Genomic DNA, 11,687 nt, shown 5'->3' on the forward strand with positions numbered 1-11,687 from the left:
TTGGCCTAAATGGTCGTTATAAAAAGACAGAAAAATTGTCAGTACTCGATTAGTCGATGGCTAAAGCCACCAACACTTGGCGCTTGCGCTCACCAGAATATGGACGTCTGCCATGCATAGCCAAATAATTATCTACCAAAGCAACATCGCCGTCCTGCCAAGGCAAATCAAAAGTGTATTTTTCAGATAATTTCACTGCCAGCTGTAAACCTGCAATCGGGATAGCAGTACCATCCCCAAAGGTAATGGCACTAGATGGGTTTTCACGTACACCTTTCCAGCCCATAAATGCAGCAATTAGTTGATTGTAAAATACTTTTTTCTCATTTCCCATGTCGATCACAGCAGGTAACACAGGTGTAGTAGCCCGTAAGCTACCATCAGCAAGCCATTCCCAGCTATAACCTAACTCACCCAGTTTTTGTTCGGCTTGAGCAGCGTTTTGTACACTTAAGGTGCTCTTCCAACTACGGCCTTGTCCTGAGTTAGAATCATCTTCTGCAGGCATTTGAGTGGTGTATTTGAGACCCTTACTAATAAAATCAGCAGCCAACTCTGGCATTTGTTTTGTTAAATCTGCAAATAACAAGTCTGAACGACATAAAGGTGTTTCACCTCCTTGCTCAGCTGCACTTTTGCAAAAGAAAAACAATTTACTTGGTGATATAGGTGTTTGCGCCATTTCATGATGCAGGAATATTTCCACATCTTTGGGTGCTTCATTAGCAGTAAACACTCTTTCGGTAAAATTGATCCTTACGGCATTCGACAATGATTCTTTATAAGTGAAATTCGGATACCCAAAAGAATTCGAAAATTCATCAAAAGTCTCAGCCGAATCCACCGGAAAGCCACGGAACAAAATAGCCCCGGTATCCTTTAACTTAGCTTCAAGTTCGGGCAATTTTGATTTAACCCAATCTGCGCATTCTTGTTGCGTAGTCAAAGAACCATCGTTGACTATTACACTAGGAAAAACTGAATCACCACAGTGCAATTGATGGGGTACTTCTACATAATTAATAACTTGCATAGACCGGCCTCTAATCGTAAATAGGGTGGAAAGTATCAAAGGCAGCCTCACAGAAGTTACCCGGATCATTAAATCGCCTATTGCTGTTAAGCGCTGAAATTCCATGCATTTCTTCAGGAGTTAATTCAAAATCAAAAATACTTAAATTTTCAATTAAACGCTCTGGTCGAGATGTTTTTGGAATAATGGCATTTCCACGTTGTACGCCCCAACGCAACACAACTTGTGCGGCGGTTTTACCTAATCGTTGCGCTGCTTGTTTTACCACAGCCTGCTCTAACACAGATTCTGCAGCTCCAGCCATATCCAGTTCTAAGTAAGATAAAGCGCCTAGGGGTGAGAAAGCGGTCACCTCAATACCATACTGCTTGGCTAATCGCATCAAACGTTCTTGAGTTAAATAAGGATGGGATTCGACTTGTAGTACCGAAGGTTTAATCTGGGCGTAAGACATCAAGTCATGCAACAAACCAGTGTTGTAGTTACAAACGCCAATCTGCTTGGCTAGGCCTTGTCGGTAGATATCTTCCATTCCTTGCCATGTTTCGAACAAAGGCACTGGCGCTAATTCCATTTTTCCAACAGCTGGATCGGTGATCCATTCTGGTGGGTAACGATCATCAAAATCTACAAAAGGCTGCGCAATAGGAAAATGAATCAAATACAAATCAACATAATCCAATTGCAAATCGGCCAAAGTCTTTTCTAACGCAGGCTTAACATGTTCTTTAGCATGATAGGTGTTCCATAACTTAGATGTCACCCACAAATCTTCACGAGTACACAGACCATCATCAATCGCCCGTTTAATGCCCTCACCTACTTGCACCTCGTTGCCGTAATCGCAAGCACTGTCTAGATGACGATATCCTGCTTTAATGGCGTTATACACTGCATCTGCACAGATATCCTGAGATATTTTCCAAAGACCAAAGCCAACTTTGGGCATCTTTTTATGATTATTTGACATTTATTGTTTCCAATTTTAAAAGCGTAAATTTATTTTATATGTCTTATATAAGACATAAGTTAAGTGAATGCTTAAACTTTGTCAAATGTGCTGAAGAGATAAAATTCTTTTTGGGGGAGGTTAAGTAACTTAAACTCGCAATAATAGCGTTCAGTATCGCTATTATTGCGCCTACCTTAGCTGAACTTGCTCCCAATAACTGGCTATTACTGCAGAAATTTATGATCAAGGGTTTCGGAAACTTCAAGTAAAGACACTGTTTATCAATCTGAGCTCGATTTATTGTTAACTTTTTAAATTGCTAAGCTAGTGTAATTGTTACCCAATTGCAGGCAATAAAAAGGGCTACGATTTAGCCCTTTTTATATTATAGATTACAAACTTAGTTTTCTGTCCGACTGTGTAGTCAATCGGTCCCAGCAAATTCATACAGTAGCTGGAGCAGTTGACTACGGTTGCCGTTGTGGCGGTCTATCATCCACACAGTGAAGTTTTGCTTGGGATAATCGCCATACACACCTTCAATAAGCAATATATATTGTTCATTCAGTATAGTGATTTCCGAAGCCAGAGAATTTTGCAGCACAAATGACTCTCCTGCTCCAAAAACATCACCTAAAGCATCTATGCCGCTGAGCATACTGCATTCTTTACTATTAATATTTAAACGCATAAGGCCGCCGATACTCGTTGGGTCATGTTTAATAAAGGCTAGTAACTCACCACTTTTATCCGACTGATAAACATCACGAATATCACCCACCACAACCTTGTCTGCGATATAGTCAAAAGATGGGCTACAGTTTTGTAACGGGAATAAATCTGGGGCGACAAGGGGATCAGTTTGATTTTCATCGATCAAATACAAACTTTGGCCAATATTAATATTCTGGTCCTGAGTACGAACAGGGACAGCCACTATGGAAGAACCTGCAAAGGCGGCAATTTCCCTTCCCTGATACAACTCTTGTCGGTAGAAAATATCACCATCCACATCCTCCCTGACTAACTCATCACTGCTCATCCTAGGTATCTCGCTACCATCAGGTGCAATACTTGAAACCTGCAAAATTGCCTCAGAGTTTATTCGGCTGTTGTAGCTGAGCGTAATATTGTCATTATGACTCTGAGCCACTGTTGGCCAGCCAACAATAGTGTTTAGCTGCTTGACTAAACTGGCTGCTACGGCAAATGTTTGTTGTTGATATATCCGATAGCGAAACGCATCAGACGAGAATGCCGAATAGCTTATTCCCTGTGACTTATTTAAAAATAAACTGCTTACAGAACTAATATCGTCATCCCCTACTACATAGGTATAAGTGCTTGGATCAGACAAGGGGATAGACACAATTCCACTGCCAGCAATCAGCAGTTCATCCGTTTGTGGCCGATAAACAAAATCCACTGGTGGGCTATATTGAATATTATAATTGTTGGCGGGCTCAATTGTCAGTTCAGGCACATTTTCATTTACCCTTACTGAAGTGGCTGTACTTGCCGTGCTTTGTGCACTGCCGGCAACAGTCACTACTGTGACTTCATAGTTACTGTTGTGCTCCAAACCAGTTATCCAGGCCGTGGACTGAGACACTTCAGTTTCAGACGCAAGCTGACCAGTCAATTTGTCTCGTACGGATACTATATAGCCGGTAGCGGCGTTAACACTATCCCAGTTAACCTTGAGTACCTGGCCTATTACTGTGGTAACAATGTTTTGCGGCGCTAAGATGCTACCCGTGATACTCAAGGTGACAGTGATACTAGATGAACCTGCTGCGTTGGATGCTTGAATGTCAAATGCAACGACACCGCTTTGTACAGGTGTGCCACTGAGTCCCTTGGTGACTGAGTTAAAACTTAACCAAGAAGGTAAATTGGCAACCGTTAAGTCATCAATTGGGCCGCCTAGGTTAGTGAACAGCGCAAGTACTGAGCTTGACCAAAATACATTGGGTTGCAAGGGATCCACCTCAACGGCTAACAAGGCCGGTGTGCCAAACGCAATAGTTACCAGCTCAGATTCTAAACGATTGGCAACACTGTCGATCACCTCAAGTTTAAAACTACCTTGTGCTGGTGCCTGAGGAACACCGGATATCTGCCCTGTTAAGCGATTCAATATGACACCATCTGGCAATTCACCTTCAGCTAGTTTGTAGCGATAAGGTGGGCATCCTCCACTGATTTCAATAATGTCAGTGGAGTAAAATTCATCTAAATTAGCCTCATTAGGAATATCGTTTACCAAAAGTAGTGGCTCGTTGATATAAATAGGACCCACTTCAAGTAGGTGGCTGTCGTCGTCGCCATCTTTAATGATGGCGCCTACCCTAAATGTCCCGGTTTCAGTTGGAATGCCGCTGATCACCCCATTATTTTCATTTATTGATAAACCAAAAGGTAAACGCAAGTTGGGCGAGGCTACTGCATAATAACTAAACGGCTTGCGCCCTTTTACTGCAGTGGCTCCTGCTGGGCCAAAGGTCTGGTCGACAATACTGCAGGCTGGTAAGGTCAGTATGCCCCAAAAAAGCACATCGGGATCTATTACTAACTCAACCAGTTTAAAATCGTCTTGGCTGGTATTCAAAGTCACACACTTAGGCTCAGCCGCACCTAGCAACTCGGTACTGCCATCATCAACTAAATATACCTGTGCCTCAAAGCAGGTTTCTCCTTTGGGAGCCAACAACTGAGTTGTGGTATTTAAATCAACCTGCAATGTTGCACTTTGGGCAACACTGCGACTTTGACCAGTAACAATAGCAAAGGTAGTCTCATCATTAAGGGCGTCATTATCCAGTATCACACTAACGTTGACCCTAAATATGGAGGGAGTGGAATTATTGGTTCCGGTCCTGCCCGGAATATCGTCGGCATTCCACCATGAAAAATGTGCTACTTCACCACGCAATGCTAGACCTGTAGTGGAAAGATTGGATGCCACCACAATTCCATAACCTTCCTGTTGCCAAATACCGTTAGATTCATTTAAATACCACAGTGGAATTTCATCACCAACGGCCATGGTTTCACCATCAGGAAGAACAGTGGCGTAAACTGGCAGCTCAATGATGGCAGTACTACCCAGAGCTAACTGAAGCTCCTGTCCGTTTTGCATAAACAAATATTCTGTCGCACCAAAGCTGATCAGTATTTCCGCATCAGTTTCACCTTCGGCTATGCCAGCGTATGAACCCGGAAAGGCATTTCTCATACTGCCACGGCTTACATCCACTGGGCTCATGTAAACGTCTATTTGGCCGCTCACTGGCTCGCCGTTTTTATCTACGAAAGCACCGCCATCAAAGGTCACTTTAGCGCCATCATAACCCACTAGTGATTGGGCATTTTCTGCCAATACCCGTTTAGCTGGTTGGCGCTTTAACAAACTAATACGGTAGTCGCTGGTCGAGCCCTTCGGACCTAAGTTGATATTTTTCACCTGATTGGTGTAGCCAGGTGCGGAAAAACGAATTGTGGATGTTTGAGATGCAGGAAGTCCGCTAATTTCAATTAGATTATCGTCATCGGCTGATAGTGTTTCACCACTGGACACCACTGTAGCAAACGCTTCTGGAACAACACCGCCCTCAGCGTCCAAAATCAGTAAATTAAGAGTTGCTGCAGGTGGTGCAGGTGTAACTATGGCGCAACGCGAGAGGGTACATTGTAAGGTACAGCTTCGTCCGTCACGTGCATTGATAACCCCATCGCTGTTAGCATCCATGGGGTCATCAATGCCAGATGCTGATTGCCCTCTGGCTTGAAATATTAAATTGATATCCAACCGATCAATGTCGTCATCATTATCTACATCGCAAGTAGTGGCATAACTTTGAAAGGCTGAAAAAAACAAGCTTAGATAGATAACTGCCTTGAAGTGAGTCAGTTTCATTATGATCTACTCCAAGATTGTGAACGCCCCTGACTTCGCACGGCCAAAACAATACACAACAAACTGGCAAACAGACCTAGTGTGTTTGGTTCCGAAACCTGGCTGGCCAGTTTGGGTTGAATATTCATTGCTAGTTGGGCTGTAGGGATCGTAAAACTTATACTGTCGGCATTGGCGTCGAACAAGCCACCATTGATAGGGTCAAAACTCAGTGCAAATGACGCCACCCCTTCCGCAATAGCAGCAAAAGTAAGACTGACCAGCATAAAGTCCAGACGACCAGCAATGTCATTTTGCAAGCTGTCCAATTCACTACCTGATAGCAGTGACCATTCGGCTAAATTGATACTGTTGGTAGAGAGAATACTGTCCTGAAATGAATCAATACCATCACCCAACAGTGGGCCAAAAGTAACGTCGCCGAGTTGCACCAGGCTTTCATCAAAGGCAATATCAAAGTCGAAGTTACTCAGGGGTTCATTGCCCAATTCCCTGATCCAAAGTTCAATAACAAAGTTGTCGCCATTCACTGGCGACATTGTTGATGTTTCCAACGAGATGACAGTGGCGTGAGCTTGTCCAAGTGCAATTAACAAACAAAAATTAATAAATAGTTTGTTGTTTAAAACGCGGTTTAAAAATTTCATATCCATATCCTGCTTCTGTGATTGAGTGGCAGAACTAGAAATAGCAAATTGCATGGGACAAGTTCTAAAGAAAACCTGAGGAAAATCTTAAGACCTATAACAAATTGATTTTATGAGCTTTTTTATCTAATTTTATTCATATTTGCTAATTTTGATGAACCTGTTTTAATAGAACTGTTAGAGTATTGTTCAATTTTCAGACAAAAAATTTATATTCGCTCCAGAGACAATGGTTTTATATATGCCATCAATGATTACTTTTGCTGAGTACCGCATAAATCCACAGGTTGGCACTGTTGCCGGCCCTGATGGTAATGTTCATATTGAACCTAAAAATATGGATGTTTTGTTGGTGTTATTACAAGCTAAAGGTGAAGTTGTATCCAGAGAAGAGATACTGCGCCAGGTATGGACGAATCAGGAAGTGAGTGATGATGTTATCAATACGGCCATTTCCAAAATCAGAAAGGCCTTGTCCGAAGTCGGTAATTCCAGTCAATATTTGCAAACCGTTCCCCGAAAAGGTTATCAACTGGTTTATCCGCAACTCACAAATGTAACCGCCATTCATGCAAACAGACAAAATAATTTTGAACCGGGCCTAAAAAATCAAGAGGGATCACAGATCCACTCCAATCCCAGCTTAAACCTTAAGCGACAACCTATAACTGAAGAAGATGAACTGTTGACTCCACAACCATTGTCAATCATCAAGCTTAATGAAAAAAGCACTGAGGATGTATCCCCCATCCCCTCACCAAAATCTGCCCGCAAACATTTGCTTTGGTCGGGCTTCGCTATTTTTGTTGTGGTTGCTGGGTTACTTATTGCTTACACAAAGTGGCAGCAGCAAAATCTAGAAAATCAGTTATTAGCCTTGCACAAACAGCAGAAATTGTCTTATAGCTCTTTTGTGATTCAGGCTAAACGTCGCAATGAATTAGTTGCTATGATCACTCGACGTTTGTCCATAGAACGGACACAGCAGTTCGAAAAATTCTTTGCTAAATATTATCCACTGATGAATAAAGAAGAGCAATTTGTGTTTGCTCAAATTAGAGGGATCACCACGGGAACATTATTTTCTGCAAATACCACTATGCTAAAACTTATCGATAACAATCCGCAATTGATGAGCGAATTTCCTTTAATGGACGTTTTACATAAACATTTGGCATTCTGGGTGAGTAAATACCACAACGTATTTATTCCTCGCAGCGATATGTGCCTGCTGTATGTTGGGGTGGAAGATGGTGTTCCTTATCCAAGTGAATTGGATAAACAAATCACAAAGTGGCTACGGGATCGTGGACTTTTATAATTGATGAATAACGCACAACAGAGTATCACTGAATAATCACAATTTTACAGCAAACTATCCCTAATAAAATACTGGTTCCTCACTAACATCAAAAGGGGATAACGGCACAACGGTATCGATGCTCGTTAATGTTACACGCCATTGACCCTACGCGGTCATGAAATTTATGGATCTCGAATTTATCACTCAATTTTCCTTTTAGATGTTTTCGCAATCGCTGAAAAGTATTCTAAAACACTTATTGAAATTCATCCTCAAAATCAAACAATATCATACTTGCACAATTGTGCTAGTGATCATATATTGCGCCTCTCATTTACTTTTTAAGAAGGCGCTAAAGTCGATATGGATAAACTAACGATCGCACTAAGTGAATTTATTCACGTTGGGGGAGCACTAGCCATCGTTATTGCTGTGGTTTCTGTTTTAACGGGGTTTATGCGGGAGTACATTCCTCAAGAAAAACTGCAAAAAAAACTCACTAAACATGAAAAATGGGGCCCATTATTAGGTGCTTTCTTTGGCATGTTAACGCCTTTTTGTAGCGCTTCTGTTGTGCCTGTTACTATGGGTATGGCCACCATGGGGGTATCCCTTGGTACAGTTATGAGCTTTTTGATTTCAGCTCCATTGTGTAATTTTATTGTGCTTGCCATGGTGTATGCCACATTTGGTTTTAAAGTAACGGCAAGCTATTTATTGATTACGTTTTTGGCAGCTATCATAGGTGGTTGGCTTATTACTAAAACACCTTGGCGGCACGAAATAAAACGTGGCGATGAGTTAGAAACCAATAAAACTCCGCCTAGTTGTTCTGCCGCTCAGGCAACACAGTGTGATGCTAAACCGGTGCAAACATGTGGCAGTATAAATAGCAACGCAGCCTCAACAACAGAGGCGAACATAGAAATGCCCCAGCCCACAAAAACCGAGAATGCATTACGTTTTGCTATGGCTCTTTTCAAAAAAATTATGCCTTATGTTTTGCTTGGGGCTTTGATAAGCGGTTTATCGGCAGCTTACTTATCTGCCGAGCTCGTCGAAAAATATGTCGGTGGCGATAATATATTTTCTATTGTCATTGCTGCAGTAATTGGTGTGCCATTGTATTTACGTATCGAAATGGCCATTCCTCTGCTTAATGTATTGATTGCCAAAGGCATGGGCATGGGCCCCGCGATGGCACTTATTATTGGCGGAACAGGCGCTAGCCTTCCGGAGATTGCTCTGGTATCTGCAGTGCTTAAACCTAAAGCTGTTGTGGCCTTTGTTTCTATTATATTAGCAACCGCCATAGTGGGTGGGCTGTTATTTCAATATGTCATTTAAAAGGAATTTAGTCATTTCTGATTGTTATCGGAAATGACTTTTGACTATGTTTTATTGTTAAGTAATAACATGGAGGATGAATGTTAGGTTCACGATTTATCAAAGTGATAACAAATATACTCACTCGACTAAGTAAATACTGCGCTTATAGTCATATATATAAAGTACTTTATATCTTGATTAGAGGGGGTAAATTATCAGATCAAACAAAAATGGGCCGTAATATTGCGTTGTTAGGAATTTTTTGTCCTTTTTTCTGGTTTGCTTTGTTTACTGGGGCTGACTCATCAACTTTGGTTTTTCATGCAAGCCACTCAAGTATAGTTTTCTTAATTGGTGTGTTTATAATGTGGCTCAGCCTTAAGAAAAGAATAACAACTGATGAACAATGAACAGTACATTGATGCGTTAAAGGCTCTGGCCGAACCCCACAGGCTACGCTTATTTTGGTTATTAATACATGTTGATCAACGCGTCACCTTAGCTGAAGCTATGGATGTAACTCAAGAGACACAATATAATGTGTCTCGCAATTTAAAAATACTCTATAAAGCAGGGCTACTGACTCAAGAAAAAAGTGGTAAGTGGGTTTACTACACTCTAGCGCAACAAACATTGCCACATTGGTGTGCCATAGTTGAATCGGTGCGCGCACTTCCTGAAAGTGGTTTTGCCGAGGTGTCTGATCGTTGTATCAAACGCTTAGCCATGAGAGTAAACAATCAATGTGTTGTTGGGCCCAATAGCGATGAGTGGCTCAGTCAATTTACTAGCTCCTCGACAAACACATGATATTTTAGTGACCTATGCCAAGTTCTAAAACCTTAGCAATCGATAGTGTCAAAGCCGATGAATTTTGCTTAGTAATGTATTGTATTAGTCCCTAATTTTCAGTCACCGCAGCCCCGATTTCATTGGTTGATTGGGTTGTCATGACGGCTAAATCTCTTACTTCATTGGCAACGACCGCAAAGCTCTTTCCTATTTGCACGGTTTCTTTTTCCGTTAAATAAGCAACTCCAGCAGCGTCTGAAACCGCCTTGTTTTTTCAATTCTGGAGGTTATATTGGAGGCAAACATTATTATTTTAATAACGTTGTCTTTTCCATCATATTTGGGGTTATAGGTGGCTTCCAACCAGACAGTTTTAGGATAAGCTCAATGCGTGGGAACTTTCCCTAAATAGTCTCAAATATGAAGACAGAAAAAATATGCGCTAGCCCGTGTTCCCATGCACGATTCAAAGGCGAAAACCTTACTGTGTCTTCACTATTTTTGAGCATCATTAATCTAATTTAAGTTTCTCTCCTGTCAGACTACCACGCCACTTTTTCTCTTTATCGATGAATAAAATTTCACCATATTTTCCATTTTTAATACTTGAATCGATAGCAATAATTTTTCCGCCGAAACGTGTTTCAATTTGCTTTTGTGAGGTGTGTCCAACAATAATATGCTTAACATCAAAGTGTTCTAGTAGTAAGTTTATTTCACTTAATGTTGCACCATTGTCTTTTTTTCTTTCTTTTGCAAAATATCCTCGGTACCAGATAGGTCCGTCGGTTTTGTGTAGGTATTTCCCCAACCCTTCACGTGGAGTCCCTAATTCTACTTCAACTAAATTAGCTTTGAATATATGGTTAATCTCTTCAATGCTCAGATTATCTTTAGCTAACTTCGGGTGAAAACCACCATGAGCAAACAGCATATCATTTACTTTTACTAATACCGGTTTGCTTCGTAGCCAGTTACCTAGAACACTATCCTTACTAAATAATGTTTCATATGGTCTGTTCAGCTTTTTTGCAACGTCTTTGTACTTTGGCGCTAAATATTTAAAATTACCATTTAGTATCATCACTTCATGATTACCTAGTGTTAAATGTATTTTCCCTCCCGCCAACTCAGCTTGACGTTCCAGATCATATAAAAACCATAAGATTTCAGTAACTTTTGTGCCTCGGTCAAATATATCCCCTGTAATAACAAAATGTCCATTGCCAAAAGCCCAATGTTTATCGCTATCAATAATATGATTATTTTTAAGCAACTCTAGCATTAAGTCATACTGGCCGTGAAAGTCACTTAATGCCGCGACGGTAAAATCACCTTTGTATTCCAATATTTTAGTTTCTGCACTCATCGTCTCATGCAGTTGAGCTGACATGTCACAAGCTTCAGTCAAAAATGGCAGTGTTACCCTAGGTAATGTCAGGCTGACAACTTGGCCCTTACACACCCAATACGCATCCATTTTTTCATTACTAACAAAAACATGAGGACCATCATTCAAAGTGTGCAAGGTGGTTAGAGATTGATTTTCAGCATATATAGATGCTGAAAAAATGAATAATAACAGCACTATCAATGCAAAATAGAGGTTTCGGCTAAACATAAAAGACCTTAATTAAAAAAGACCAACTCAACGTTGTTAACTAAGTATGGTTTTTAAAATAGACAAGAGGAAATATGACCACATCCTTGTG

Annotated in this window: 9 protein-coding genes; 4 read left to right on the plus strand and 5 right to left on the minus strand. The window is 41.0% G+C overall.

Annotated features, from left to right (window positions below; all coding sequences use genetic code 11):
* Window positions 1-49: 49 nt before the first annotated feature.
* From GARC_RS03700 to GARC_RS03715, 4 genes are all read right to left on the minus strand, one after another.
* Window positions 50-1,033 (minus strand): TauD/TfdA family dioxygenase, encoded by a 984-nt coding sequence (locus GARC_RS03700; protein WP_007616873.1) that lies wholly within the window; start codon window positions 1,031-1,033, stop codon window positions 50-52.
* 10 nt (window positions 1,034-1,043) lie between these two features.
* On the minus strand, window positions 1,044-2,003 hold the full coding sequence (locus GARC_RS03705; protein WP_007616874.1) for an aldo/keto reductase: 960 nt from the start codon (window positions 2,001-2,003) through the stop codon (window positions 1,044-1,046).
* Between the two features lie 406 nt (window positions 2,004-2,409).
* The gene (locus GARC_RS03710; protein ID WP_007616875.1) at window positions 2,410-5,904 is read right to left on the minus strand and encodes a putative Ig domain-containing protein; all 3,495 of its coding nucleotides are present in this window, start codon (window positions 5,902-5,904) and stop codon (window positions 2,410-2,412) included.
* Complete coding sequence (locus GARC_RS03715) at window positions 5,904-6,551, minus strand: hypothetical protein (protein ID WP_153810858.1); 648 nt, start codon at window positions 6,549-6,551, stop codon at window positions 5,904-5,906. Before GARC_RS03715 ends, GARC_RS03710 begins: the two co-directional genes overlap by 1 nt.
* A gap of 241 nt (window positions 6,552-6,792) precedes the next feature.
* On the opposite strand from GARC_RS03715, the gene GARC_RS25830 reads away from it, so the two are divergent.
* The 4 genes from GARC_RS25830 to GARC_RS03735 all read left to right on the plus strand — a co-directional run bounded on the left by GARC_RS25830 (window position 6,793) and on the right by GARC_RS03735 (window position 9,993).
* Window positions 6,793-7,872: a winged helix-turn-helix domain-containing protein gene (locus GARC_RS25830; protein ID WP_007616877.1), complete on the plus strand. Its 1,080-nt coding sequence runs from the start codon at window positions 6,793-6,795 to the stop codon at window positions 7,870-7,872.
* 345 nt (window positions 7,873-8,217) lie between these two features.
* Window positions 8,218-9,201 (plus strand): permease, encoded by a 984-nt coding sequence (locus tag GARC_RS03725; RefSeq protein WP_007616878.1) that lies wholly within the window; start codon window positions 8,218-8,220, stop codon window positions 9,199-9,201.
* An 80-nt stretch (window positions 9,202-9,281) separates the two neighbouring features.
* The gene (locus tag GARC_RS03730) at window positions 9,282-9,593 is read left to right on the plus strand and encodes a hypothetical protein (RefSeq protein WP_007616879.1); all 312 of its coding nucleotides are present in this window, start codon (window positions 9,282-9,284) and stop codon (window positions 9,591-9,593) included.
* The gene (locus GARC_RS03735; RefSeq protein ID WP_007616881.1) at window positions 9,583-9,993 is read left to right on the plus strand and encodes an ArsR/SmtB family transcription factor; all 411 of its coding nucleotides are present in this window, start codon (window positions 9,583-9,585) and stop codon (window positions 9,991-9,993) included. Before GARC_RS03730 ends, GARC_RS03735 begins: the two co-directional genes overlap by 11 nt.
* A 493-nt stretch (window positions 9,994-10,486) precedes the next feature.
* Here GARC_RS03735 and GARC_RS03740 read toward each other — a convergent pair whose 3' ends face one another.
* Complete coding sequence (locus GARC_RS03740) at window positions 10,487-11,596, minus strand: metallophosphoesterase (protein WP_007616883.1); 1,110 nt, start codon at window positions 11,594-11,596, stop codon at window positions 10,487-10,489.
* Between the last annotated feature and the right edge of the window lie 91 nt (window positions 11,597-11,687).

Source organism: Paraglaciecola arctica BSs20135, from assembly GCF_000314995.1.
Taxonomy (GTDB): Bacteria; Pseudomonadota; Gammaproteobacteria; order Enterobacterales; family Alteromonadaceae; genus Paraglaciecola; species Paraglaciecola arctica.

Bases quoted from the DNA above. Each gene is read 5' to 3' on its own strand.
- GARC_RS03700 (WP_007616873.1), bottom strand. From the start codon at position 1,033: ATGCAAGTTATTAATTATGTAGAAGTACCCCATCAATTGCACTGTGGT.
- GARC_RS03705 (WP_007616874.1), bottom strand. From the start codon at position 2,003: ATGTCAAATAATCATAAAAAGATGCCCAAAGTTGGCTTTGGTCTTTGG.
- GARC_RS03710 (WP_007616875.1), bottom strand. From the start codon at position 5,904: ATGAAACTGACTCACTTCAAGGCAGTTATCTATCTAAGCTTGTTTTTT.
- GARC_RS03715 (WP_153810858.1), bottom strand. From the start codon at position 6,551: ATGAAATTTTTAAACCGCGTTTTAAACAACAAACTATTTATTAATTTT.
- GARC_RS25830 (WP_007616877.1), top strand. From the start codon at position 6,793: ATGCCATCAATGATTACTTTTGCTGAGTACCGCATAAATCCACAGGTT.
- GARC_RS03725 (WP_007616878.1), top strand. From the start codon at position 8,218: ATGGATAAACTAACGATCGCACTAAGTGAATTTATTCACGTTGGGGGA.
- GARC_RS03730 (WP_007616879.1), top strand. From the start codon at position 9,282: ATGTTAGGTTCACGATTTATCAAAGTGATAACAAATATACTCACTCGA.
- GARC_RS03735 (WP_007616881.1), top strand. From the start codon at position 9,583: ATGAACAATGAACAGTACATTGATGCGTTAAAGGCTCTGGCCGAACCC.
- GARC_RS03740 (WP_007616883.1), bottom strand. From the start codon at position 11,596: ATGTTTAGCCGAAACCTCTATTTTGCATTGATAGTGCTGTTATTATTC.